Annotated in this window: 24 protein-coding genes and 2 pseudogenes; 6 read left to right on the forward strand and 20 right to left on the reverse strand. The window is 59.4% G+C overall.

From position 1 onward, the window contains the following. Positions 1-38: 38 nt before the first annotated feature. A complete protein-coding gene (locus JFT63_RS05115) occupies positions 39-1,016 on the reverse strand; it encodes a Gfo/Idh/MocA family protein (protein ID WP_057702801.1) in 978 nt (325 codons plus the stop codon). A gap of 126 nt (positions 1,017-1,142) precedes the next feature. On the opposite strand from JFT63_RS05115, the gene JFT63_RS05110 reads away from it, so the two are divergent. Then, on the forward strand, positions 1,143-1,505 hold the full coding sequence (locus JFT63_RS05110) for an NUDIX hydrolase (RefSeq protein ID WP_057702800.1): 363 nt from the start codon (positions 1,143-1,145) through the stop codon (positions 1,503-1,505). Between the two features lie 15 nt (positions 1,506-1,520). On the opposite strand, the gene JFT63_RS05105 is transcribed toward JFT63_RS05110, so the two are convergent. The 5 genes and pseudogenes from JFT63_RS05105 to JFT63_RS05085 form a co-directional block, all read right to left on the reverse strand. Next, entirely contained in the window at positions 1,521-1,769 is a 249-nt protein-coding gene (locus JFT63_RS05105) for a DUF1652 domain-containing protein (protein ID WP_057702797.1), read from the reverse strand. Between the two features lie 459 nt (positions 1,770-2,228). Next, positions 2,229-2,465: a hypothetical protein gene (locus JFT63_RS05100; RefSeq protein ID WP_057702796.1), complete on the reverse strand. Its 237-nt coding sequence runs from the start codon at positions 2,463-2,465 to the stop codon at positions 2,229-2,231. Positions 2,466-2,468: 3 nt separating this feature from the next. Further along, a complete protein-coding gene (locus tag JFT63_RS05095; RefSeq protein WP_198708629.1) occupies positions 2,469-2,915 on the reverse strand; it encodes a GNAT family N-acetyltransferase in 447 nt (148 codons plus the stop codon). 89 nt (positions 2,916-3,004) lie between these two features. Beyond that, positions 3,005-3,334, reverse strand: a complete 330-nt coding sequence (locus JFT63_RS05090) for a hypothetical protein (protein WP_198843543.1) — start codon at positions 3,332-3,334, stop codon at positions 3,005-3,007. Between the two features lie 150 nt (positions 3,335-3,484). Continuing rightward, positions 3,485-3,745, reverse strand: a pseudogene (locus tag JFT63_RS05085) (class I SAM-dependent methyltransferase); the annotation flags it as partial. 2 nt (positions 3,746-3,747) lie between these two features. Here JFT63_RS05085 and JFT63_RS05080 point away from each other — a divergent pair. Then, positions 3,748-3,963, forward strand: a pseudogene (locus JFT63_RS05080) (IS5/IS1182 family transposase); the annotation flags it as partial. 229 nt (positions 3,964-4,192) lie between these two features. Here the strand turns inward: JFT63_RS05080 and JFT63_RS05075 are convergent. From JFT63_RS05075 to JFT63_RS05060, 4 genes are all read right to left on the reverse strand, one after another. Beyond that, positions 4,193-5,629, reverse strand: coding sequence for an efflux transporter outer membrane subunit (locus JFT63_RS05075; RefSeq protein WP_198843544.1), 1,437 nt, complete (start codon positions 5,627-5,629; stop codon positions 4,193-4,195). Further along, on the reverse strand, positions 5,626-8,802 hold the full coding sequence (locus JFT63_RS05070; protein WP_198843545.1) for an efflux RND transporter permease subunit: 3,177 nt from the start codon (positions 8,800-8,802) through the stop codon (positions 5,626-5,628). Before JFT63_RS05070 ends, JFT63_RS05075 begins: the two co-directional genes overlap by 4 nt. Beyond that, positions 8,799-9,965 (reverse strand): efflux RND transporter periplasmic adaptor subunit, encoded by a 1,167-nt coding sequence (locus tag JFT63_RS05065; protein ID WP_198843546.1) that lies wholly within the window; start codon positions 9,963-9,965, stop codon positions 8,799-8,801. Before JFT63_RS05065 ends, JFT63_RS05070 begins: the two co-directional genes overlap by 4 nt. Positions 9,966-10,269: 304 nt before the next feature. Further along, positions 10,270-10,707 carry a DUF3995 domain-containing protein gene (locus tag JFT63_RS05060; protein ID WP_186560137.1) on the reverse strand — a complete coding sequence of 146 codons (438 nt, stop codon included), beginning with the start codon at positions 10,705-10,707 and terminating at the stop codon, positions 10,270-10,272. 93 nt (positions 10,708-10,800) lie between these two features. On the opposite strand from JFT63_RS05060, the gene JFT63_RS05055 reads away from it, so the two are divergent. Both JFT63_RS05055 and JFT63_RS05050 read left to right on the forward strand, forming a co-directional pair. Continuing rightward, the gene (locus JFT63_RS05055; RefSeq protein ID WP_057702785.1) at positions 10,801-11,190 is read left to right on the forward strand and encodes a DUF2946 domain-containing protein; all 390 of its coding nucleotides are present in this window, start codon (positions 10,801-10,803) and stop codon (positions 11,188-11,190) included. Positions 11,191-11,284: 94 nt separating this feature from the next. Beyond that, positions 11,285-13,411, forward strand: a complete 2,127-nt coding sequence (locus JFT63_RS05050; RefSeq protein ID WP_198843547.1) for a TonB-dependent receptor — start codon at positions 11,285-11,287, stop codon at positions 13,409-13,411. Between the two features lie 126 nt (positions 13,412-13,537). Here the strand turns inward: JFT63_RS05050 and JFT63_RS05045 are convergent, their stop codons facing one another. Beyond that, positions 13,538-14,545, reverse strand: a complete 1,008-nt coding sequence (locus JFT63_RS05045) for an ABC transporter substrate-binding protein (protein ID WP_198843548.1) — start codon at positions 14,543-14,545, stop codon at positions 13,538-13,540. 131 nt (positions 14,546-14,676) lie between these two features. Beyond that, the gene (locus tag JFT63_RS05040) at positions 14,677-15,126 is read right to left on the reverse strand and encodes a hypothetical protein (protein ID WP_186560256.1); all 450 of its coding nucleotides are present in this window, start codon (positions 15,124-15,126) and stop codon (positions 14,677-14,679) included. A gap of 785 nt (positions 15,127-15,911) precedes the next feature. Here JFT63_RS05040 and JFT63_RS05035 point away from each other — a divergent pair. Together JFT63_RS05035 and JFT63_RS05030 are read left to right on the forward strand one after the other, a co-directional pair. Next, positions 15,912-16,142 (forward strand): hypothetical protein, encoded by a 231-nt coding sequence (locus JFT63_RS05035; protein WP_057702779.1) that lies wholly within the window; start codon positions 15,912-15,914, stop codon positions 16,140-16,142. A gap of 68 nt (positions 16,143-16,210) precedes the next feature. Further along, the gene (locus JFT63_RS05030) at positions 16,211-16,453 is read left to right on the forward strand and encodes a DUF2789 domain-containing protein (protein ID WP_057702778.1); all 243 of its coding nucleotides are present in this window, start codon (positions 16,211-16,213) and stop codon (positions 16,451-16,453) included. Position 16,454: 1 nt separating this feature from the next. Here the strand turns inward: JFT63_RS05030 and JFT63_RS05025 are convergent, their stop codons facing one another. From JFT63_RS05025 to iolD, 8 genes are all read right to left on the reverse strand, one after another. Further along, positions 16,455-16,658, reverse strand: a complete 204-nt coding sequence (locus JFT63_RS05025; RefSeq protein ID WP_005787746.1) for a hypothetical protein — start codon at positions 16,656-16,658, stop codon at positions 16,455-16,457. Between the two features lie 200 nt (positions 16,659-16,858). Then, the gene (locus JFT63_RS05020; protein WP_003191666.1) at positions 16,859-17,263 is read right to left on the reverse strand and encodes a TraR/DksA family transcriptional regulator; all 405 of its coding nucleotides are present in this window, start codon (positions 17,261-17,263) and stop codon (positions 16,859-16,861) included. Between the two features lie 424 nt (positions 17,264-17,687). Further along, positions 17,688-18,710 carry an ABC transporter permease gene (locus JFT63_RS05015; protein ID WP_003191668.1) on the reverse strand — a complete coding sequence of 341 codons (1,023 nt, stop codon included), beginning with the start codon at positions 18,708-18,710 and terminating at the stop codon, positions 17,688-17,690. 26 nt (positions 18,711-18,736) lie between these two features. Beyond that, positions 18,737-20,290: a sugar ABC transporter ATP-binding protein gene (locus JFT63_RS05010; protein WP_057702777.1), complete on the reverse strand. Its 1,554-nt coding sequence runs from the start codon at positions 20,288-20,290 to the stop codon at positions 18,737-18,739. 65 nt (positions 20,291-20,355) lie between these two features. Continuing rightward, on the reverse strand, positions 20,356-21,291 hold the full coding sequence (locus JFT63_RS05005; RefSeq protein ID WP_057702776.1) for a sugar ABC transporter substrate-binding protein: 936 nt from the start codon (positions 21,289-21,291) through the stop codon (positions 20,356-20,358). Between the two features lie 350 nt (positions 21,292-21,641). Further along, positions 21,642-22,670, reverse strand: coding sequence for a Gfo/Idh/MocA family protein (locus JFT63_RS05000; RefSeq protein WP_057702775.1), 1,029 nt, complete (start codon positions 22,668-22,670; stop codon positions 21,642-21,644). 150 nt (positions 22,671-22,820) lie between these two features. After that, positions 22,821-23,831, reverse strand: coding sequence for a Gfo/Idh/MocA family protein (locus JFT63_RS04995; protein ID WP_198843549.1), 1,011 nt, complete (start codon positions 23,829-23,831; stop codon positions 22,821-22,823). A 19-nt stretch (positions 23,832-23,850) separates the two neighbouring features. After that, entirely contained in the window at positions 23,851-25,782 is a 1,932-nt protein-coding gene (gene iolD / locus JFT63_RS04990) for a 3D-(3,5/4)-trihydroxycyclohexane-1,2-dione acylhydrolase (decyclizing) (protein ID WP_198843550.1), read from the reverse strand. Between the last annotated feature and the right edge of the window lie 16 nt (positions 25,783-25,798).

The following is a 25,798-nucleotide window of genomic DNA, read 5'->3' on the forward strand; positions in this document are numbered from 1 at the left end:
TATTCCTTTAAAAATGAAGTCTCACGCTATCGCGGCAGCTAGGGATGGTTGGAGTAACGTTGCAGCACCTTGTCCAGGATGATATCGGTCTTCAACGCCTCGATCGCCAGCGACGGATGTTCGGCGTCCCCGCGAATATGCGCATTCATGCCCAATACGTGGTGCCACTGGATATGCGCATGGCACGGCACTTCCAACACCTCGCTGGTTTCGCTTTCCAGGCGCAATGGTTGATCCTCGAACACTGAAAATTGAATGCGGCCATGGCTGCCGATCAGTTCGACACGGTCTTCGCGGCGGTCCGCCACGAAATTCCAGCAGCCCATGCCCAAGGCACCATTGGCGAAGGTCCAGCAGGCCGTTACAGCATCCTCCGCCGCGTAGCGCCCGGCCTGGCGCGCAGAAAAGCCTGAGACCTCGACAATATCCCCGGCCAGGTACTGGAACAGGTCAAACCCGTGGCTGGCCAGGTCGGCGAAATATCCGCCACCGGCAATGGCCGGGTCGGTGCGCCAATTGGCGGCGTTGCTATCAGCTGCAGCGGCAGGCTTGCACAGGGTCCAGGTCAGGTGCCGCAACTCGCCGATGCGCCCCTCCTGCAACCAATTGCGCACTTGCTGGAAGCGCGGCAACGAGCGCCGATAATAAGAAACAAACAGGTGCAACCCCGCGCGCTCAAAGGTGCGTTGCATCAATGTGCTCTGCTCGGCATTCAGCGACATGGGCTTTTCGACGCAGCAATGTTTGCCCGCCGCAGCCACCATCAGGCTGTATTCAAGATGACTGTCGGGCGGTGTGGCGATGTAGACCGCATCCACCTCCGGGTCATTGATCAGTGCCTGGGCATCGGTATAAAAACGTGCAATGCCATGCCGCGCTGCATAATCGCGCACCGCCTCGCTACGCCGCCCCATCACGGCCACCAATGCTGAACCTGGCGCTTTGTAGAAAGCGGGTCCACTCTTTAACTCAGTGACACTGCCACAGCCGATCATGCCCCAGCGTATGGTCTTCATCGAATGCCCTCGTTCGTCTTCGTCAATCGGGCAGTATCCACATACAGGTCCCGGCACGCCATAACCACTTAGCATGACATTTGCATTACACTTTTGTGACATTCATCCGGCGCGGGGGCACATACGATGAAAATTAGAGCAACCGTCATTTGCGAACATGAAGGGCATATTCTCTTCGTGCGCAAGGCCAGATCAAAGTGGGCATTGCCGGGCGGCAAGGTAGAACGCGACGAACGCCCGGTGGGCGCCGCCGAGCGTGAGCTGGAAGAAGAAACCGGATTAAACGTCGACGGTTTGCTGTACTTGCAAGAACTGAAGGCCCGCGACACCCTGCACCATGTGTTCGAAGCCTCGGTGGTAAACATCGACGAAGCACGGCCATGCAACGAGATCGTTGCGTGCCAATGGCATGCCTACAGCGCCCTGGACGAGCTGGATACCACTGACGCCACCCGTCACATCGTCAAATCCTTTCTGCGTCGCCTCTGACGCCGTGCTCAACCCCTAGCCCACTGCCGCAAACCCACGGCGCCCGGCCTTGATCTCGGCGCGCAACTCTCCAATCAGGTTTGAGATGGAACGGATGCTGTCCAGACCTTCAGGGGACACGCACGTCAACAAAAGATCGACACGACCGGACTGCGGCTCATAAATGCTGATGCGCAGCGAGCCATCGCTGTTCAAGGTGCAGTCGCAGCAAAGCGGTTGGAACCCCGAGGCCATGATGCGGTTGAATTCGACGATCGAGATCATGGCAAGCGCCCTTGTGCGGGCCTACCTGGTGATTGTGATGCAAAACAGCGTAGATGAGGTTTCGCGGCAGGCGAGGCAATTAATGCAAAAGTGTTAGCCATGCCTCATTTCGCCCGGCAGCGAACGCGTGCCGAGTGGCAGGCCGTATCACTAACATGGTTACCCGTACTTAATTCAAGGCAAAAAAAAATCCCAAGTAGCTGATGGAAACTTGGGATTTAAAAATGCATAAACCGTGGGAGGTGAACGCCCGGCTATAGTAGCGAGTGTAAAAACCTGTAACAAGATTATTTTAATCCTTTCGTCGGATTAAAAGCGTCGTAAGTCATTCAATAACCACATGTTTTTTAAGGTAACGAACACACCGAGTGCCACTTTTTGGTGCAAGTAACGCTTATACCTGCGCTATAAGTCCATCTATAAAAAAGGGTTATTCAGCCAGTCGCGGCACACTTACAATCACTCTTGGCTCAACTGCTTGCACCTCTGTTGAAGTTCAGCGCGTCTGGCAGCGCTCACCTCCACGACGGTCTCCATGTGCCGACAAAGCGCCAGGCGCTCAGCGGCCTCTTCACGCTGACGGTCCACCTGAGCGTTGAGTTGAATGAAATAGCCCCCCAGTAGCGCTGCGAGGCACAGCACTCCCACGGCTAAATACAGCAAGCCGTTGGACGATGGCGGTTGCGGGGCATTCATGACCTACGGCGCCCTGCTTTTTTCATAGCGAACGTCATCGCCATCGACCTGACCGACGTTGGACCAACCCAGGCGTTGATAGAAGCCGTTGGCACGGATTTCATCACGCCCGTCAGTGACCAGATACAGCCGGTCATGGCGTTCAAACAATGCGGCCTCAGCCACTGCCATCAGTTGGCGTCCCAGGCCCAGGTTCTCGTGCGTGGGCAACACGAACATCGCGAACACTTCACCTTCATCCAGATCAACCATGGAAAATCCGGCTGCCTGGCCGTCAACTTCGGCGATCCAGGCGCAAGGCGCTTGGCGTAATGCGTCGACCAGTACCGGCGGCGTAATCCCCCGTTCGGCCATTTGCTCAAGGCTCAGATGGTTTTGCACCACCGAGGTGCGAATAGCGCACAGCGTGTCGACATCATCGGCTGTCGCCGCTCGAATAAGCACTTGCATACAAGCCTCCATGAAGAAGTGCGCAATTGTATGCAAATACTCACACAGGGTTTGTGGGGGATTTGTAAGCGCCGTTAAACGGCTTCGGCTTATTTACGTGCGACTTTGTAGCGCACGCAATCCTGGTAAAAACTTTTGCGAATCGCCTCAGGCTTGAGTCTTGAGCGGCTGTCATAGGTTTGCTCGGTGATACCCATGGCCATCATGCGCATCCAGGATTTATTGAACTTGATGGTCTGGATCTTCTGCCGAGCGGCATACAGCGACACCCCGGACAGTTTGAGTTCCTGGGCTCTGGCAGCCGTGCCCGCGCCCCAACTGCACATGTACTTGTCGCCCTCGCGCAACTCCCGAGCCTGTACGGTGGTCGCGCCACCTGCCAGGGAGCAGGCAATCAGCATCATTCCAACAGTGCGCATTTGCATCCCCACCTAACCACCTGAAAATAAAAGTGATTTTGGCGAGGATTTTGTTACAAAGGGGCCATTAAATTGCCTTATTGCGCACTATTTTGGCGGCGGTGCGCAATGTGGCGAGGGAGCAAGCTCCCTCGCCGCAACGAGTTCAAGTCAAGGCTTGAGCTCGAACAGCGCCGGCATCGGCGGCCACTCCGAGGGGACTTTGCGAAAATGACTGAAACCGGCCGCCTGCGCCATCTGGCGGGCACGTTTCTCGCCCATGAACGCTCCCAGCCCTTCCCCGCCATGGGACAGCGAGCAAGTCATGCAATAGAGGGTGCTCTGGGGGTACATGACACGGCCGAACAGGTTCATGTTCTCGTGCAGCTCTTCAGACAGGTTGAGTTCTACCATCAGGTAGGTGCCGTCCTCATCAATCGCAATTAAGCGTCACGGCCGATGCCGGCTACTCCAATGGCGAACAGTTTCAAGCCTGTGAAAATGTCGGCATCATGGCCTTCGTACCGCCTAATCGCTCGGTCAACAATCAAGGTGACGGTACTGAGTTTTTTGATCGCACGGACTTCAAATACGAGGAACAACGCGACGCTTATCAATGCCCTGGCGGTAAATGGCTAACACTTAAGCAATGGCCGTTTCTTGCTACGACAGCTGAAAGGCCCCACCACTCAGCACCTCGCTTAGGCTCGGTGTGCCCGTAATTCGCTATGGATTTGGGGGCGGCTAAGATCAAAAGCAGAGGGGCAAGAGCAAGAGCGGCTCGCTTCGCATCGTGGTTAGCGTCGGCAGTGGCTACAAAAAGTTGTGTAGATACCCATGACCATCGGGGGCAAGCCCCCCTCCCACATTTGCACTGCATCATCCTCCCTTACACACGTGCCCCACCTGCTCACAAACCTGCCATCCCCCGCCCAGCGCCTTGTAAATTCCCACCACCGCCAAGCGCTGCCCGGTACGCGCCGCCGTCAACGCACGGCGGCTGTTGAAGTCCGCACGTTCGGCCTCAAGCACATCCAGATACACGCCCTCGCCTTCGGCGAAGCGCGTGCGTGCAAACCTGGCCGCTTCGCGATTTGCTGCTGCTTCCAGCAGGCGCAGGTTTAGCGTATTGCCCGCAGCGCTGTTGGCCTGAAACGCATCATCGGTCTCTTGCAGGGCACGCAAGACGGTCTGGTCGTAGGCGATGAGTGCCGCCTGGGTGCGCGCCTCGCTGGCGGCTATTCGTGCGCGCACGCGTGCGGTGTCCAGCAGTGACCAGCGAATTACCGGGGCGATAAAGTTCGACTGCATACCGGCATCCCCCAGGGAACCGAGGCTTCCGGCCAACAGCCCGATGGAGCCCTGTACCTGGATATCCGGATACAAACCGGCAGTTTCCACGCCTATTTGTGCAGTCTCGGCCGCCAGCGTGCGTTCGGCCGCCGCGATATCGGCGCGCCGAGCCAACAAGCCAGCCGGGTCGCCCACTTGCAGGGTACGCAGGTTCAAGGTGTCACGGCCGGGTTTGGCCGACGGCGGCTTGAACCCTTGCGGCGCTTGCCCCAGCAGCACGGCCAGTGCGTTGGTAGAGGTTGCGCGTCGCCGTTCAAGGTCGGGCGCTACCGCCTCGACATTGCGCAGCAAGGCCTCGGCGCGTAGCCGGTCGAACTCAGTGGCGGCACCGACGCTGACCAGATGCTCCACCAGGCCCAGACTGTCACGCTGGCTCTGGCTGATATCCGCGACCACCGCCTGTTCAGCTTCGATCCCTTGCAGTTCGAACCAGGTGGCCGCGACGGTGGCGGCGACGCTCGCCTGCACGCTGCGCAGCAAGGCCTGGCGCGACCCCGCCTGCGCCTGCGCTACTTCTACCGAGCGGCGCACGCGGCCAAACAGGTCGATTTCCCAGGCCGCATCCAGCGCCGCACGGGTGGTTTCGATTGAGCGTTCCTCACCGAACGGTGTCTCGACTTCACTGCGCCGCCTGTGCTCATAACCCAGGGCGGCACCGCCACTGGGCAGGAACCCTTGACGGCTCTCACGCAGCATTGCCTTGGCTTCGTCCAGGCGTGCGGCGGCGATGCCAATGTCGTGGTTGGCCGCCAGCGCCTGCCGGATCAATTGGCTGAGGGCCGGTTCGTCGAACACCTGCCACCACTGCATTTCAACCTCGCCACTTCCCAAACCTGCAACGGGCGCCCCGAAGCTTGCCGGCCTATGCGCGGCGGGCAGTACCGGCGCGGAATAGTCAGGCCCTACCGCAGCGCAGCCTGCCAGCAGCAACGGCAACATAAAGAGTGGAAAAGACCGTTTCATAATGCTTGCTCCTCCAGCTGCAACTTCGGACTCGAACCTTGACGCTGCAAGCGCAGCGCCAGGCTGCGCATCACCACGTAGAACACCGGCGTAAGGAACAGGCCAAACAGCGTCACCCCCAACATCCCGGCAAATACCGCAACCCCCATGGCATGGCGCATCTCGGCCCCGGCGCCACTGGCCAATACCAACGGCACCACGCCGGCGATGAACGCCAGCGACGTCATCAGGATCGGCCGCAAGCGCAGTTGGCACGCATGGATAACCGCCTCCAACGGGCTGGCGCCCTCGCCTTCGAGGCTGCGGGCAAACTCGACGATCAAAATAGCGTTCTTCGCCGCCAGCCCGACCAGCACCACCAGCCCGATTTGCACGAACACGTTGTTGTCACCGTCCACCAGCCACACGCCGACGATCGCGCTGAGCAGACACATGGGCACAATCATCAAGACCGCCAAAGGCAACAACCAGCTGTTGTATTGCGCGGCGAGGATCAGGTAAGCCAACAACACACACAGAGGGAAAATAAACAGCGCCGAGGACCCCGCGAGCTTCTGCTGGTAGGTCAAGTCCGTCCATTCATAGGTCACGCCTTCGGGCAGTACCTCCTGCGCCAGGCGCTCCATCAGCGCGACGGCTTGCCCCGAGCTGACCCCAGGCATAGCCCCGCCGGAGATGTCCGCCGAAGGGTAGCCGTTGTAGTGGATCACCCGGTCCGGGCCGGAACCCGGTGTGACGGTGACAAACGCCGACAACGGCAGCATGTCCCCGGCCGCATTGCGCACTTGCAGACGGCCGATGGCTTCGGCCTGCATACGGTGGTCGGCATCGGCCTGGGCGGTGACCTTGTAGGTGCGGCCAAAACGGTTGAAGTCGTTGACGTACAGCGACCCGAGATAGACCTGCAAGGACTCGAACACATCCGCCAGGCGCACGCCCTGGCTCTTGACCTGGGTGCGGTCGATGTCCACGTTCAACTGCGGGGCGTTGACGTCCAGGCTGGTCATCAACCCGGCGACCTGCCCCGATTCAGTGGCTTTGGTCATCAATACCTGGGTCTGCTGCACCAATGCCTCAAGCCCAACCCCGCCACGGTCCTCGACCTGCAATTTAAAACCACCGGTCACCCCAAGGCCGGGCACCGGCGGCGGCGGGAATACGCCGAGGAAACCGTCAGGGATGCTCGCGAACTTGGCTTGCAGGCGCCCGGCGATGGCAACCGCGCTCATATCGGATGAGGTTCGCTCTTTGAATGGATCGAGCATGACGAACATCACTGCCGCATTCGGCACATTGACGAAGCCGTTGACCGACAACCCCGGGAACGCCACCACACTTTCAACCCCCGGCTCATCCAGGGCGATTTTAGACATCTGCCGCACCACCGCATCGGTACGATCCAGCGAGGCCGAATTGGGCAATTGGGCGATCCCCACCAGGTAGTACTTGTCTTGCATCGGCACAAAACCCGCCGGTACAGCATTGAAGCCGAACCAGGTCAGCGCCAGTAACCCGCCATAGGCGACCAGCGCCACCCCGCGTCGGCCGACGACCTTGCGCACCGAGTTGCCATACGCTTGCGGTGCACGCTGGAACGGCCGGCTCAGCACGTGTACCCAATGCGCGGCGCGACCGCGCAGGCTGCGCGGGTCGTGCGCCACGGCGGCGGTGCGCGGGCGCAGCAACAGGCCGGCAAGCGCTGGGCTGAGGGTCAACGAGTTGACCGCTGAAAGGATGGTGGAAATCGCGATGGTCAACGCAAATTGCCGATAGAACTCCCCCTGCAGGCCGCTGAGAAATGCCGTGGGAATAAACACCGCCGCAAGGACCGACGTAATGGCGATGATCGGGCCGGTGACCTCGCCCATTGCCTTGCGCGCGGCCTGTGTGGGCTCTTCGCCGTTCTCGATATGCCGCTCAACGTTCTCGACCACCACGATGGCATCGTCGACCACAATGCCGATCGATAACACCAGCCCGAACAACGACAAGGTATTGAGGGAAAACCCCATCAAATGCATGACTGCAAAGGTACCAATGATCGACACCGGCACGGCCATTAATGGGATCAGCGATGCGCGCCAGTTACGCAGGAACACCACCACCACGATGACCACCAGCAGGATCGCTTCCATCAGCGTGATGGCGACCGATTCCAGCGAAGCGCGCACAAACACGGTCGGGTCATAGGCTATCCGCGAGACCAACCCTTCGGGGAAGTTGGCCTGCAAACGCTGCAGGGTGTCGCGCACCGCCTGCGCCACATCGAGCGCATTGGCCCCCGGGCTCTGGATGATTTGCAAAGCCACGGCCGGCTCGCCATCCAACAGGCTGCGCAGCGCGTAGGCATCGGCGCCCATTTCGATACGGGCGACATCGCGCAGGCGCGTAACCTGGCCGTTATCGCCGGTGCGGATGATGATGTCGCCAAACTGCGCTTCGTCCGTCAGCCGCCCAAGGGTGTTGACCGTAACCTGGAACGCCGCACTGGAATCAGGCGACTGGCCGACCGAGCCGGCGGCCACTTGCACGTTCTGCTCGCGTACGGCGCCGATCACATCACCGGCGGTCAAGCCACGGGCAGCGATCAGGTCCGGGTCGAGCCACAGCCTCATGCTGTATTCACCTGCACCCCACACCAGCACGTCGTTGATCCCCGGAATGCGCGACAGCTCATCACGCACCTGCAGGTAGGCGTAGTTGGAAATGTACAGCGGGTCATAACGTTGGTCGGGAGACAGCAGGTGGACCACCATGAGGATGTCCGGCGAGGTCTTCTGCGTGACCACACCGAGACGCTGCACCTCTTCAGGCAAGCGCGGTAACGCGCGCGAAACACGGTTTTGCACCTGGATCTGTGCCATGTCGGCATTCGTGCCCTGGGCGAAGGTCGCCGTCAGGATCATGCGGCCATCGGTGGCCGACTGCGAGGTCATGTAGAGCATGCCCTCAACGCCGGTAATCACCTGTTCCAGCGGCGCCGCCACAGTCTCGGCAATCACTTGCGGGTTGGCCCCCGGATAAGACGCGGTGACTTGCACAGTGGGCGGCGTGACCGCGGGGTATTCGCTCAGCGGCAGATGGAAGAAGGCGACAATGCCGCCGATCATCATCAACACCGACAGGACGATGGCGAAGATGGGCCGATCAATAAAGAAGCGTGGAAAGCTCATTGCACGCCTCCCACGGTCAGCGGGGCCTCAAGCGGCTTGCCCTCGATACTGGCGGCCAATGGCGTGACCGTCATACCGGGGCGTACCAGCCCTTTGACGACAATGCGCTCGCCCGGTTGCAGGCCCTGTTCGATCACCCGCAGGCCGTCAGCCATCGGGCCTAGTTCGACCGGGCGGTATTGGGTCTTGTCATCTTCACCGACCACCAGCACATAACGGCGGCCCTGGTCGGTACCAATGGAATGGTCGGCAATCAACACTCGCGTTTGCGCCGCGCCGGTGTCCAGTTTGACCTTGGCGAACAGCCCGGGGGTCAGGCGCCCGTCCGGGTTGTCGACCACCGCACGCACGCGCACGGTGCCGGTCTTGCGGTCGGCCGCGTTGGCCAGAAAGTCCACCCGCCCGGCTCGCGCATAGGTTGTATCGTTGAGCATCGCCACCATCACCCTGGCGGCTTTGTCCCCCTTCGATCCGGCGTGTTCCCGCGTCGCAGCCAACGAGTGCAGATAGGTGCGCTCGTCGACATCGAAGTAAACATGCAAGGGGTCGACCGAAACGATCGTCGTCAACGGCGTCTCCCCGCGGGTGACATAGTTGCCTTCAGTGACGAGTGCGCGATCGATACGGCCACTGATCGGCGCGGTGACGCGGGTGTAGCTCAGGTCCAACTGCGCCGTATCCAGCGCCGCTTTCGCGGCCTCAACCTGGGCCCGGCCGGCATTCAAGGAGGCAATGGCGGTGTCGAGGCGATCACGCGCCACCACCTTCTTGGCGAACAGCTGCTCGGCTCGCCCATGCTCGGCCTGGGCCAGCAACGCATTGGCCTCGGCCTCACGCAAGCGCGCCCTGGCAGCATTCAACGCAGCCTGAAACACCCGCGGGTCGATCACAAACAACGGGCTGCCCCTGGTGACGAACTGGCCCTCGGGTACGCTGACACTTTGCAGATAACCGCTGACACGCGGGCGCAGTTCAACCTGCTCAATGGCGGTCAACGAGCCGGTGTACTCGACAAACGGCGTCACCGCCCGCGCTACCACCTCGGCCACCGGCACACTCGGCGGTTTGCCGGCCGCGGCCGGCGGCGCATTGTCTGTGCATCCGCCCAGCGTCAACACCACGGCCATTGCCCCGGTGATCAGGCTTATTGGTTTGGCGTACATCGTTCACCCTCCTTGGAATTTTCAAGACAAATCGACACTGGAGGTTTTTATCGGGCTTGCCACATTGGGAAGGTCAAGCGCTATAAAACCGGGAGGTGTATTTTTGTCTGGAGGGTGTTTGGAGGGAGACAGCAGACCTGGAGACTGACTGATCGGGAGATCACACTGGATTAAAAATGTAGGAGCGAGCTTGCTCGCGAAAAACTCACAAGCGCCGCGTTTATTCAGGAAGCGCGCGCAATCGTTGACATTTTCGCGAGCAAGCTCGCTCCTACCGACGACTTGCCGCCCTAAACTGAGACGATCAGGTCCAGGCCACCACCAACAGCCCGGCACCCAACACCAGGCACAGCGGCGAGTAGAGGTAGGTATCCAGGCGCGCAAACCGGGAACTGCCGACCTTCTTGAAAAACCCCACCAGCTCCGAATCGCCAATCGCCCGGGCAAACATCAACACCGCAATCGCACTGATGCCCCACTGCAACGCCCCATGGGAAACCGGCGAAAAATACAGCCCGGCACGCAGGCAGACCAACAACGCAATCGCCACCAACCCCATCGCCACCAGAAAGGTGCCCAGGGTCGACGGTTTGAACGCCGGTCGCGGCCCGCTGGCAAATTCACCAGGCAGTTGTGGAATCGCCGCCAGGCTGCCGAATTTGCCGCCAGCCGCCCAGTACAAATGCACCATACTGATGAAGGTAAATACGCCGACGATCCATCGCGCTATGACGAAGCTCATGCCCGGTACTCCCCAAAAATGTGCGAATGAGGATAGTCGCCCTGAGATTTTCTGCAGGCATTTCGTCGGCCGCTGATGGTAAAGTGCCGCCCCATGAAACTCGCCCGTGCCGACCGCTCGCTCATTGCCTGGATGCTCTACTGCTGCGTCCTGTTCAATGTGTTCGCCTGCAGCATTGGCCATGGGCAGATGGTGGGGATGCAGCTCAACGGCATCAGCGGCCAGTTCTGTACGGTGGACCCGCGCACCCAGGCGCCACTGCCTGCCAACTCTACCGATGAGAACCTGCCAACCCTGTCCAAGGCGTTTGGTTGCCCGCTGTGTTCTACCGGCGGCATGGGGCCTGCGCTCAACTCCCATTTGAATGTGGCGGTACTGCCCCAACCCCATGCGCCGCCTGCTGCGGTGGTGCTTGCCGCTGATATTCCTGCCCGCTTCACCTGGCCCACGGCTAACCCGCGCGCGCCACCTGCCTTCGCCTGATCCCTGCGCTTTCCGATCTGCATTGCCCGCCGTTTGCGTGAGGACGTATGGGCAGCGGTGCGTTGTTTTCAAGCCAAGTTTTCAGGATTCAACCATGAAACATTTACCCCTGTTGGCGGGCCTGTTCGGCTGCCTGCCTGTTTGCGCCTGCGCCCTTGAGCTGGCGCCGACCACCATTGACGGTGATCAAAGCGTCGAGCCCGGCCTGGCCCTTGATCAATCCAGCGGCATGGCCTCGCGCCTGGGTCTGAGCGTGCGGGAAACCCCGGCGTCGGTGGCGATCGCCAACCGTAACGATATCGAGCGCCATGGCGCCAAGACCTTCCGCGATGCGGCCAATACCCTTCCCGGCGTCAACGCCAGCGCGCCGCCCGGGTTCGGTGGTTTTGTCTCGTATCGAGGGTTTACCAGCAGCCAGATCACCCAGATGTTCAACGGCATCAATGTCGCCACGGGCCTGGCGCGCCCGGTGGATGCCTGGATCTACGACCGCGTGGAACTGGTCGGCGGCCCCTCCTCCCTGATCAACGGCGCCGGCTCCGTGGGTGGCTCGCTCAATTACGTGACCAAGCTGGCGACCCGTGAAGAACTGGCCGCAGAAGGCCAACTGACCTACGGCAGCTACGACACCGCCGGCATGGCCTTGGGCCTTAATCACGCACTGACCGAACCCGGCGCCGACGTGCAGCATTACGCGCGGCTGGATGTAAGCCGCAACACCAACCACAGCCACATCGAGCGTGTTCAACGGGATGCCTGGAGCGTGGCGTTTTCCCTGCTCAGCGACCTCACCCCCAACCTGTCCCACACCCTGGCCCTGGAGTATCAGGACGAGCATGAAGACAGCCCGTATTGGGGCACGCCGGTGCTCAATCCCAAAGCCGGCGAACTGAAGATCGACAGGCACAACCGCTTCAACAACTACAACGTTGCCGACGGGCGTTATGAACAGCGCACGATCTGGGCGCGATCGATCATCGACTATCGGATCAACGACAGCACCACGCTGAAAAACACCCTTTATCATCTCGACAGCCAGCGCGATTACCGCAACCTGGAGACCTACCAGTACAACGCCGACAACAGCGCCGTTAACCGCTCCACGGCCTATCAGGTGCGGCATCAGGGCGAACAGAATGGCAACCAGTTCGAACTGCGCCATGACACCAGCGTGTTCGGGCTCTCTACCACCTGGTCCGGCGGTTTTGAGTACAAGGTCAACAGCACCACCGGCCACCCGCTTAGGGAGCAGGGTGACAGTACGGTTGACCCAAACCACTACAACCCGGGGCACTTCTATGACATCCCCGGCATCAAACCGGGTTTTGTGAAGGACACGACCAACCAGGTAACCACCAAGGCACTGTTCCTGGAAAACCGCCTGGGGCTGACGGATAAGCTGTCACTGCTGACCGGTCTGCGTTATGACGCCATCGACCTGGACGTGACCAACCACCGCACAATCACCGCCACCAACCCTCGGCACTTCAAGCGCAGCTGGGAACCAGTGACCGGCCGTGTGGGCCTGACCTATCAATTCATCCCGTCAGCCAATGTCTACGTGCAATACAGCACCGCCGTGGAACAGCCCAATACCACCACCCAGGTGTTTGACGTGTCCACCGGCAAGCAGTGGGAGATCGGCAGCAAGTTCGATTACCTGGACGGTCGCGGCTCGGCAACGGTCGCCGTCTACAAAATTGAACGCGAAGACTTTGCCGTCACCGACCCACAGGACCCCACCAACAGCATCCCGGTGGGCGCGCAGTCGTCCAAAGGTATCGAACTGGCCAGCTCACTGCGCATCACGCCAAGGCTCCTGGCCGAAGGCAACTTTGCCTGGGTGGATGCCGAGTACGATGAATTCAATGAGAAAGTTGCCAGCGGCGCCGTGGTATCGCGCAAAGGCAATACGCCGACCAATGTGCCCAAGCGCGTGGGCAACCTGTGGTTGACCTACGACTTCTCAGAGCATTGGCAAGGGGGGGTGGATGCGCGCTATGTCGACCAGGTGTATGCCGATTATGCCAACACCCAGACAGTGCCGGCTTACACGCTGTTCGGTAGTTTCCTGCGCTACAAGCTCGATGCTCGCACCTCTGTGACCGGGCGGGTGCGTAACTTGACCAATGAGGTGTATGCCGAGTTTGCGCATGTATCGCCAGCTTACTATCTGGGGTCACCGCGGACCTTCGAGATAGCGGTACAAACGCGATTCTAAATCTGGAATGCAAAAAAATTGTGGGAGGGAGCTTGCTCCCGATGAGGGAGTGTCAGTCAATTTATCTGTGATTGACACTCCGCCATCGGGAGCAAGCCCCCTCCCACATTTTGTTCTGCATCCAGGCTATTTAAGGGCCGTCTCAACCTTCTGCGCAACGTCCGGCGTCAACCACGCCTTCCAGACCTCAGGGTGCTCCTTGAGGAACGCCTGGGCCACGTCCCGTGGCGCGGTGTGGTTTTCGCTCATCTTCGCCAGGGCTTTGTTAAGCGGCTCGATGGGGAACTCGACTTTTTCGAAGAACTGGGTGATCTGCGGATATTGCTGCTGGAACGGCGTCGATACGCCAATGCTCAACCTGGAAGCCAACGAGCGTGTCGGCTTCGGGTTCGGGTTGTCTGCATCAGTCAGGGTTTTCCAGGCATCGGCATCAAAAGGCGGTTCTTCCAGCTGGATCAGCTTATAGCGGCCCATCAGCGGCGTCGGTGACCAGTAATAGAACAGCACCGGCTTGCCCCGGCGGATCGACGAGGCAATCTCGGCATCCAGCGCTGCGCCCGAACCGCTGCGGAAGTTCACATAGCTGTCGTCCAGGCCATAGGCCTTGAGCTTCTGTTTGTTGACCACTTCGGACGTCCAGCCGATGGGGCTATTGAGAAACCGCCCCTTGCCCGGGGATTCCGGGTCTTTAAATACGTCTTTGTAGCGCGCCAGGTCCTTTACACTTTTCAGGTCCGGCGCCAGGGCCTTGAGGTTTCTGGACGGGTCGCCCTTGACCACGTATTCCGGCACCCACCAGCCTTCAGTGGCGCCTTTGACTGTGTCTCCAAGCCCTGCCACTTTGCCTTCGGCTTCAGCCTTGACCCAAACAGGGCTGCGGCCCGCCCACTCTTCGCCGATCACCTGGATGTCGTTCTTGGCCAGGGCGGTTTCCAGGGTGATAGTGGTGCCCGGCAAGGTGTCGGTGGGCAAGTCATAACCCTTTTCGACGATAAAGCGCAGTACTTCGGTGATCAGGCTGCCGCTTTCCCAGTTGAGGTCGGCAAAATGCACCGGCGCCTGTGCGGCCGAAACCGGCAGTGACAGACTCATGGCCGTCAATGACGCCGCCAGCAGTGACTTCAATCCTTTCATGCCTTTGCACCTCGCGTTTTCGCAGTCATGGCAAACGGCTTGGCCGCTAATGCGCGAAGCCTCTGAATAGTTAAGTCAACTCAACTGTAGTAGAGGTTCCGAAAGAGAAAGGTGCGCAGCGAATTTACCGACTATTCGCTGGCCTTGAACGTCACCAGCTCACCCTTGCGCCACTTGGCGGCTTTGCCCGTCACGGCCTTGAGGGTTTTGGTCAGCCCTTCCTGCAATTGTTCATGGGCGGCAAATACCAGCATCACGCTGTGGCCTTCCTTGAACACAATGCCCTGACCTTCGTTCGACGATACAAAGGCGTAGTCGCCGAGGCCGTACACGGTCAACTTGATATCGCGAAACTTCAGCTCGAACTTTCCGCCTTCGCGGCTGGGCAAAACAGCCGCACGGAAATGGTCGCCCACTTTGAGTTCCAGGCGCGGCTTGTCATCCACGACCATTGCCGCTTCGGTATCGATCTCGGCAATGTAGATGCCTTCCGGCGTCTGTTCAGTGACGTAGACAAACCGGGATTGAAACTGTTTGACCAACTTTGCGCGCAAATCACCCAGCACGAATAACGCGTGCATATCCAGATTACTGACTGCCAAGGAAACGCCCCCACATCAAGAAAGCGCTGGCCGCGGAAGCGGGCAGCACAAAAAAACGGCCGTTACGGCACGATCACACATTCATCAAAAATCTGAAGACCACCCATAAGACCCGTACAGCCAACCGCGGTGGACCTAAAGCAAGGTCAGCCGGTGGCACAGCAAATCACAGGTTCAACGACCCGAGAATACGAGTCGACCAACTTCAGAGAATAACCCAGTCAGAAATGCAGTTTTCCGACACCCAAAACAAAAAATACACGGGCATGGAACCAGTTGCGAACTGCCGACGACAATACTAAAACAGCAGGCCGGGTCAAAACCACCCGAAACACCAAGAAAAGACAGGCTAACAAGATCGATCGACAGGAGCTGAGCATGCAACGACGTCAACACAACGCTACGTCCTTCCACTCTCGTTCATCATGTCCAGACGAACGCCAATACTACTGCTTACATAACCTTGATGGGTACTCCCATTCAGCTCTTTACCAAGTGGTACCGGCCGGAAAGAACTTTTTCCACATTCTTGAAGTGCCCAGTGGCAGGATCAAGGGGTTTCGCAGCGATCACAATAAAGCCTGTGAATTAGCCAAAACTCTGGAAGCCAACCTGCAAGCCCTATGCGGGGGGCTCGTTTCGTCACCTGGATGACTTTACTGCGCCGTCGCCCTTCAACAACTGCCATACTGACCCGTCCATTGAAGTTTGCCCCGTATGGGTCAGGTTTCATCAGTGCAGTTACCTTGAAGGGAAGGCTATACGTGACGGAATTTGATATTGGCGAATTTTTTATCCACGGCGACGCAAGGGAAGTAGACGGAGAGTTTCAAGCAGTCATTATCATGCGGGCCAAACCCCCGCTGACCACCGTGACCGCGCACCAGGTAGAAAAAGACCGCTGGTTCAAGACTGCAGACGCCGCTGCCATCGCAGCAAAAGAAGCCGCAAAAGCCCTGAAAACCGCCGTGGATTGCGGTGCACTAAACTCCTGATAATCCGATAGAACTCTGGCGTCCAATTCCCCTCACATGCATAACGATCAGTTGGCATGGAGAACACTATGGACACCACTATCCCTACCCTTGAAACCCTGTTCGATCAATTGGGCCTGGATTCCAGTCAGGAAGCCATAGAACGCTTCACCGCCGAGCATCGCCTGCCGGATGATGTGAAACTCATCGACGCGCCATTCTGGAGCGAACAACAGGCGAGTTTCCTCAGGGAGCAATTGCAGGTGGATGCGCAATGGGCACCTGCGGTGGATGACCTCAACGCACTGCTGCACGAGTCGCCGAAGGCTTGATTCAATGCAGGCTGTCTGACTGTTCCATGCGCAACAGCGCTTGCCAGGCAGCCTGGCACTCCTGCGCTTCATCGCGACTGGCAAAAGCGGTGCCGCGCTGTTCACCATTGAGCAACACCACCCAGCAGGCTTTCTGGCCCAGTGCGCGCAGGGTTTCAGGTACGCCACTGCCGATCATCACGGCCACATCGACTTTGTTTTGCATGGAAGTTCTCCGTAGCATTAGTTAGCTGCCTAACAATGTTGGCCATGCTACGGTTTTATTCCAGTTGGAAAAAGCTATCCTGGGAATAGCTTCATTGCATAAACAGCAACAATCCCGCCCCCCAGACGTAGACCGGATGATCTCGGAAGGCTTTTGCAGACGGGGCGGCCGACGCATTGGCAGGCGCCCCATTGCGCGCATCAGGCTTGACGCTGGTGCTTGTCGATCTGCTCGTGGCGCTCTTGGGCTTCGATGCAGTACTTGGTGGTCGGGCTGATCAGCAGGCGCTTGAGGCCGATCGGCTCGCCGCTGTCATCACACCAGCCAAAAGAATCTTCCTTGATGCGCTCCAGGGCGCGCTCAAGCTGCGGCAGCATACGCTGGTCGCGGTCGATGGCATTTACCAGCCAGGTGCGCTCTTCTTCGACGGAAGCCGCGTCAGCCGGGTCTGCCGGGGTGTCCAGGCTTTCAATGGCGATACGGTTCTGTTCAATGCGCTCGTGGTGTTCCACCTTCATGTCTTGCAGCAACTTCTCGAAAAAAGCGTGCTGTTCGGCATTCATGTAGTCATCCGCCGGCATGGCCAGCAACTTTTCCTTTGTCATTGATTTCTCTATAAAAAATACGTGCATTAAGGCGAATAAGGGAGCGTTCCGCAAGGCCTGTGCAGGTCTCGGAAGGGCGCCGTCCATTTCAAGCGCCACCCGGCACTCAATTTACGAGGGGCGGCAGTCTAAGGCCGACTTGAGGGCGCAGCAACTGAAAAGACAGGCATTTTTTCCCGATTAACCCCCAAAGGCACCAGGACGGGCTTGGCGAATGGTCATCGGAGTGCGTTTATAGCAAGAAATTCAGTGCAGTGGAGCTATATAGAAGACAAACGGTTGAAACAGACTGGCACGATACCAAATGTGGGAGGGGGCTTGCCCCCGGGTAGCAATAGTTCACTCAACATATTCGGTGACTGACACACCGCAATCGGGGGCAAGCCCCCTCCCACATTTGATTGGTGCTGTCCTTGAGATAGGCTCAGCGCTTGAGCTTGCGCTTGTTGCGATACTGGTCGATCACCACCGCCACCACAATGATCAGGCCCTTGATGATGTCCTGGATATACGCATCCACCCCGACGAAGGTAAACCCGCTGGCCATCACACCGAGGATCAACGCGCCGATCACGGTGCCGGTGATGCGCCCTACCCCGCCCGCCAGGCTGGTGCCGCCGATCACCGCGGCGGCAATCGCGTCCAGCTCGTAAGACATGCCCATGCCCGCCTGCCCCGTCGCGGCACGTGCCGAGGCCACCACTCCGGCCAGGCCCGCCAGCAGCCCGGCGATGCTGTAGACGATGATCAAGTGGCGCTTGACGTTGATGCCCGAGGTACGCGCCGCCTGCATATTGCCGCCGATGGCGTAGGTGTACTTGCCGTACTTGGTATAGCGCAGGGCGATATGGAAGATCACCGCCACCACCAGGAAGATGATCACCGGCATCGCACCATGGCCGATGGCCGTGTAGGAATCCGAGAGCATGCTCACCGGCTGGCCTTCGGTGTAGTAACGCGCCAGACCACGGGCCGAGACCATCATGCCCAGGGTCGCGATAAACGGCGGGATACCGGTCACCGCGATAATGCTGCCATTGATCGCCCCCGCCAGCAGCCCAACGCCCAGGCCCATCGCCACCGGGATCCACACCGGCAAGTCGGTCAGGGACGGAAACACCGCCCGGGAAAAGTCCGAGGTCTGCGCCAGGCTGGCCGCGATCATCGCCGACAAGGCCAGCACTGAGCCGGACGACAAATCGATCCCCGTGGTGATGATCACCTGGGTCACGCCGATGGCCAGCAGGCCGATGATCGAGACTTGCAGAATCATCAGCACCAGGCGCTGGGAATTCATCAAAAAGCTCTGGTCGCGAACGATCCAGCCGAACAGTTCAAACACCAGGCCGATACCGATCAGCACCAAAAAGATGCTCAGTTCGGTGGGCATGCGTCGACGGTTCTTCACCGGTGCCGTCGCCGGCTTGTTGTCTGTTATTGCGTTCATAGCCCATCACCTTCTTATTCTATAGATCAGTGGACCGCGGACATGCCGGAGGCCAACTGCATGACTTTTTCCTGGGTGGCCTCGGCGCGATCCAGGGTGCCCATCAGTTCGCCTTCATGCATCACCATCACCCGGTCGCTCATGCCAAGCACTTCGGGCAGTTCCGAGGAAATCATGATCACCGCCATGCCTTCGCTGGCAAGAAAAGCGATCAAACGATAGATCTCGGCCTTGGCGCCCACATCGATACCGCGGGTCGGTTCATCCAGAATCAGCAGCCTTGGGTTGGTCATCAACCAGCGCGCCAGCAGTGCTTTTTGCTGGTTACCGCCGGACAAGGTGTCGATGCATTGTTCCAGGGATGGAGTTTTTACCCGCAGCTTCTTGCACATGTCCTCACACAGGACGCGCAGGGCCTTCTGCTGGATAAAGCCGTTGTCCGAATAGTGCGGCAACACCGCCATCTCCATGTTTTCCAGCACCGACAGGCACGGGAACAGGCCGCTGAGCTTGCGATCTTCGGTCAATAGCGCAAAGCCTTTCTCGATGGCCATGTGCGGGTCGGTGATGCGCACCGCCTTGCCGTCCAGGGTGATTTGCCCGCTGGAGCTTGGGGTGATGCCAAAAATGGTTTCCGCCACATTGGTGCGCCCGGATCCCATCAGGCCGGCGATACCAAGAATCTCTCCGGCGTGCAGGTCGAACGAGACGTCCTTGAACACGCCGTCCAGGCTCAGGTCGCGTACGGACAACAGCAAGTCCCCTATCGGCGTCTCGCGCACCGGGAATAACTGGCTCAGCTCACGCCCCACCATCATCGAGATCAGGCTGTCGCTGTTCATGCTGTCGGCCCGTTGCAGGCCGATGTACTGACCGTCGCGGAACACCGCCACTTCATCGGCAATGGCGAACACTTCGTTCATTTTGTGCGTGATGTAGACGATGCCTTTGCCCTGGGATTTGAGGTCGGCAATGATTGAAAAAAGGTGGGCCACTTCCTTGTCAGTAATGGCCGAGGTCGGTTCATCCATGATCAGGATGTCGGAGTCATAGGACACCGCCTTGGCAATCTCGACCATCTGCCGCTCGGCGATGCTCAGGTTACCCACCTGCTCTTCAGGGTCGAGGTTGATGCGCAGGCGCGCCAGCAACTCGGCGGTGCAGCGGTGCATTTCGCGGTGGTTGACCATATGCAGGCTGTTGAGCTGCTCGCGGCCGATCCAGATGTTCTCGGCGATGCTCATATGGGGCATCAGGTTGAGCTCCTGATGGATCATGGCGATCCCGGCCTTTTGCGCCGCCAGCGGCGTCTCAAAGGTAATGGGCTTGCCACGCAGGCGGATTTCCCCGGCGTCGGGCTGGTAGATGCCGGCGATGATCTTCATCAGCGTCGACTTGCCCGCACCGTTCTCGCCCATCAACGCCAGCACCGTGCCGGGGCGCACCCGCAGTTGCACGTCGTCCAGGGCGACAACTCCGGGAAAGCCTTTGCTGATGTTGAGAATTTCCAGCAGGTAGGGTTCGTCCAGCGGCAACGGCTGGATGCCCGGGGGCTGCGAGGCAGCGGCTTGAGCAAGCATAAGGAGGCACTCCATCTGCAGGGCGGCCGTGGCCGCCCTGCCGGCTTATTGTTGTTATGTCAGGGCTACTTGAAGTCTTTGACGTTGTCCGGGGTGATCAATTGGAATGGGATGACAATGTTCTGTTCGATCGCCTCATTCTTCGCCATCTTGCGGGCCGCCTCTAAAGAGCCAACTGCCTGGCCTTTGGCGTCCTGGAACACCGACACAGTCATTTCGCCCTTAGTGATCGCGTTCAAGCCATCCGGTGTGCCGTCGACACCCGCAATCAACACGCTGCCCGGTTTGGTTCCGGCCGACTTCAAAGCCATGGCTGCACCAATGGCCATTTCATCGTTGTTGGCGAGTACTGCATTGAACTCACGGCCCTGGGTCAGCCAATCGTTGACCAGGGTCATGCCCTTGTCACGCAACCAGATGCCGGTTTGCTCCTGCTCGATTTTTATGTCTGGGTATTGGGTCAGGATCGCCTTGATGCCCTTGGTACGGTTGGTAGTGGAGTTGTTCGCCAAGTCGCCCAACAGGATCACGATCTTGCCCTTGCCGCCGAGTTTATCGGCGACGTACTGCATCTGCAGCTTGCCGGCTTCTTCATCATCGGAAGTCACAGCTGCCACACCTTTGGGCAGGTCTTTTTGGTCGGGCCGACGGTTGACGTACACCAGAGGGATCCCGGCTTCGATCGCTGACTTGCTGATCCGCGCCGTAGACGCGGTGTCCACCGGGTTGACGATGATGGCGTCGACTTTCTGGCTGATAAAATTCTCGACCTGGCTCAGCTGCTTGACCACATCGGCGCGGGCGTCCTCGAACTGCAATTGCACCCCATCGCCCTTGGGATAGGACTTGGCTTGCTTGTCCATGTACTCACGCACGTTGGTCAGGTAGGTGTCATCGAACTGCGACATGCTCACGCCGATCTTCAGATCGGCAGCCATGGCAAAACCACTGCCCAGCAACATGCACAGGGCCAGCGCGGTAAAACGGATCGGGGTCTTCATGAACGGTCTGTCTCCACTTTCTTGTTGGTTTTTTCGACGTTGCGTTTATCAGGACTCGGCTGTCAGTCGCACCACGGGCGCGCCTGGGAGGCAGCAAACCAGCGCGCCCTGGCTTTCGACGCACAGCACGTTGAGGAAGGAGAAGTAGAACGGCCGGGCGCGGGGCAGTCCGCGTGGCGCTTGGGCGGGGCGTAAAACTCGCAGTACAGCGTTGAAGATTTTCATCTGACGGTACCTGGTTGTTTTGATCTTGTTTTTGTTGAGTCGCCCGTTGGGTCCGGAACGTACTTTATGCAACCTGGAAACGACTGTATTAGAAAATAATTTCCATATCAACCTGTTTTAGAATTTTATTCTATTTTTGTCAAAACCACCTGTTGGCGCTCGGCGCTCAGGCGCGCGGCGTCCAATATACGGGTGGTTTCCAGGGCGTCATAGGCGCTTACCGGCAGCGGTCCCTGCCCTTGCACGGCCAGTTGCAACTGGCGATAAAACTGCGTCCAGCAGCCCTTCTCCGATGGCACCCGCTCACGCTCCGCGCCTTGTTCGAACCAGCCCCAGCGCCGATGCTCCTCAAAGCCCCAGTGCTCGCCTTCGGTCTTCGGCGATTTACCGGCGATCAGCGCGTCCTCCTGGCCGTCCAACCCTTCGACGGTGTAGCACCCCAGCGTGCCGCTGACACGAAAGCGCGGCGCCTGGCTGTTCTGCAAGGCGCTGCCCCACAGGTGTGAAATGACGCCGTTGGCATGGGTCAGGGAAACAAAAAAACCATGGTCCAGCGTGGGATGTTCCTGGGTGTACTGCAATTGGGCGAACACCCGATCCACCGGCCCGAACAGTTGCAGCGCCTGATCGACCAAGTGGCTGCCCAGGTCCCGCAGCCACCCGCCGCCGCTGGCATTGCCCAGTGCCTGGGGGCTGTAGCGTTCCACACGGGATTCAAAGCGGGTGATGGTGCCCAGGGCACCGGCATCGATCAGTTTGCGCAGGGTCAGGTAATCCGAGTCCCAGCGCCGGTTCTGGTAAACGCTGAGCAGAGAGCCCTGGCGCTCGGCGGCAGTGATCAGGGCCTGGGCCTGCTCGGCGTTAGCGGCAAAAGGTTTGTCGCTGACCACAGCCACGCCGTGTTCGATGGCTTCCAGTACCAATGCCGGGCGACCTTTAAGGGTGGTGGAAATCACCAGGGCGTCAACGCCGGCTTCGACGATCTGGCCGATGGAATCGAAGGCTTTAACACCAGGAAGATCAGTACTTAATTGCTGGCGACGTTCGGGTGAACGCGTCACCACGCCGACAAAGGTAGCGCCAGGCAGGGTGGCGATCAGCGGCGCATGAAAAAAGCGCCCACCGTGGCCGTAGCCCACTAGTCCGATTCGCATGCTCAACTCCAGAATTGATTTGGGAACCCAAGCAACTGTGGGAGCTGGCTTGCCTGCGATAGCGGTGTGTCAGGCACTGAATCTGCCACTGATAGACCGCTATCGCAGGCAAGCCAGCTCCCACCATGTTAACCACATTTCTTCAGTGAGTTAGCCGTAGAAGCGCGGGCGATCCGGCAGGCTGACTTTCACAATCTGCCCACTGCCCTGCGCTTCAATGCAGGCATCCGCCGCCACCGCCGCCGCAAACCCATCCCAGGCTGACGGCCCACCGACCTGCCCGGCGCGCACACTGTCGATAAACGCCTGCAACTCGACGTCATAGGCACCGATAAAGCGATCCTTCCAATCCATCAGGATCGCATTGGACAGCTTCGCACCGCTGCGCAGTTGCACCTGAGACGGCTCCGGCAGTTTGGCGATACCGGTCTCCCCCACCACTTCGCACTGGATGTCGTAGCCGTATTGGCAGTTCACAAATACCTCCACGTCGATACGCGTGCCCTTGGCAGTTTCCAGCAGCACGATCTGCGGGTCGCGCAGGTGGGCCAGGGCCTTGCTGGTCTTGCGCGGAAACACCACCTGCACAGACACATAGTCGTCATTGAGCAACCAGCGCAGCACGTCCAGCTCGTGGATCAGGGTGTCGGTGATCGCCATGTCGGTGTTGTAGTTCTCACCCACCGTCGGGTTGCGGTGCGCGCAGTGCAGCATCAACGGCTCGCCGATCTGGCCGCTGTCGATCACAGCTTTCAAGGCCCGATAGCCTTCGTCATACGGACGCATGAAGCCCACCTGCACCAGGCGCTTACCGTAAGCCACTTCGGCCTCTACAATCTTGCGGCAGCCTTGCGCGGTGACCGCCAGGGGCTTTTCACAGAACACAGGTTTGCCGGCGGCGATGGCGGCCAGTACGAACTCTTCGTGGCTGGGGCCCCACGAGGTCACGAGGATCGCTTCGACCTCCGGCGAATTGATCAGCGTATGGCCATCCGGATACACCTCGGCGTCCAGTTTCAAGTCCGCCACCACCTGTGCGGCCTGCGCAAGGTTGATATCAGTGACCGCCACCACCTGGCTGTTGAGCAGGGTCTGGCTGCAACGACGAATATGGTCCCGGCCAATGGCGCCCGTACCGATCACTCCAAGCTTTAAAGACATGCAAACACTCCTCTTGTTATTAGTACTGCCGGGCCTTGGCCAGCTGTTCATTGAGTTTTTTTGCCGCTGCATTTGTACGTTCACTGGTGGACACCTGCGCCACACCCACCCGCCACCATGACAGGTAGCCGTGGACCATGGTCTTGGGCAGCACCTTGATATCGATCAGTGTGGATACGGTTTGCGTGCGCGCATCGGCCAGGGCCGCTTCCAGCTGATCTACCGTGCTGACCTTGTAGGTCTTGCAGCCATAGGCCGCCGCACTCATGGCGAAATCCACCGGCACCAGGCCGCCGTCGAGCTTGCCGCTCTCGGGGTTACGGAAGCGGAACTCGGTGCCGAAGCTGTCCATGCCGTTGCCGATCTGCAGGTTGTTGATGCAACCAAAGGCCATGTTATCGAGCAGCACCACGTTGATCTTGCGCCGCTCCTGGATCGAGGTGGCCAGCTCCGAGTGGAGCATCATGTAGGAGCCGTCACCGACCAGGGCATAGACCTCTTTGCTCGGCTCGGCCAGCTTCACGCCCAGGGCAGCGTTGATCTCGTAGCCCATGCACGAATAGCCGTATTCGACGTGATAGGTATTGACGCCCTTGCTGCGCCAGGCGCGCTGCAAGTCCCCGGGCAGGCTGCCGGCGGCGGCGACGATGATCGCATCGTCGGCCAGCGTCTGGTTGAGCACGCCCAATACGCGGCTTTGGGTCAGGCAGGAGCCGGTCAGTTCGATAAACTCGCGCAGTACGGCGCGGTCCAGAAGGTCGTCAACTTCCGGCACAAAGTCATCGCCTGAGTATTGCACCTGGTGCACGCGATCCACTTCGGCATCCAGTTGCGTTTTGGCGTCAGCGATCTGCTCGCCCCATCCCGAACGGTAATCGCCCAGGGCGTCGGCCAGCGCTTCAAGCGCGACTTTCGCATCCGCGAGCACTTGCACGCCGTCCAGCTTCAACGCGTCGCAAGGGTTGATATTGAGATTGAGAAAGGCCACATCGGGGTGCTTGAACAGCGATTTTGACGAGGTGGTGAAGTCGGTATACCGCGTGCCGATGCCGATGATCAGGTCCGCCTCGGGAGCCAGCAGGTTCGCCGCCAGGCAGCCGGTTTCACCGATGCCGCCGACGTTCAGCGCATGGCTGGAGACCACCGCGCTTTTACCGGCCTGGGTTTCGGCAAAGGGAATCGCAAAGCGCTCGGCAAAGGCTTGCAGTGCCGCATTGGCGCCGGAGTACTTCACCCCGCCGCCACAAATGATCAACGGTTTGCGCTTGCCGCGAAACGCTGCCAGCGCATCACCGATCATTGCGGCGGTGGCCGGGCGCCGGTCGATACGGTGCACGCGCTTTTGCAGGAAGTAATCGGGATAGTCCCAGACCTCGGCCTGCACATCCTGGGGCAACGCCAGGGTCACCGCGCCGGTTTCGGCGGGGTCGGTCAGCACGCGCATGGCGTGGATCGCTGCGGTCATCAGTTGTTCAGGGCGGTTGATACGGTCCCAGTATTTGCTCACGGCGCGAAACGCGTCGTTGGTGCTGATGCTCAGGTCGTGGAACTGCTCGATCTGCTGCAACACCGGATCGGGCTGACGGCTGGCGTAGACATCGCCGGGCAACAACAGCAACGGGATGCGGTTGGCCGTGGCGGTGGCTGCGGCGGTGAGCATATTCGCCGCACCGGGGCCCACCGAGGCCGTGCACGCATAGATCTTGCGGCGCAGGTGCTGCTTGGCAAACCCGATGGCGGCGTGGGCCATGCCTTGTTCGTTGCGGCCCTGATGCACCACCAGGTCGCCACCGTCCTGCTCAAGCGCCTGGCCAAGACCCAACACATTGCCATGCCCGAAAATAGTGAATACCCCGGCGACGAACTTGCTCTGTACGCCATCGATCTCGATGTATTGGTTATCCAGAAACTTCACCAGGGCCTGGGCCATGGTCAATCTTGTTGTGGTCATCATTTGCACCTTGTAT

The sequence above is a fragment of the Pseudomonas sp. MF7453 genome, from assembly GCF_016405455.1.
GTDB classification, from domain to species: domain Bacteria; phylum Pseudomonadota; class Gammaproteobacteria; order Pseudomonadales; family Pseudomonadaceae; genus Aquipseudomonas; species Aquipseudomonas paralactis.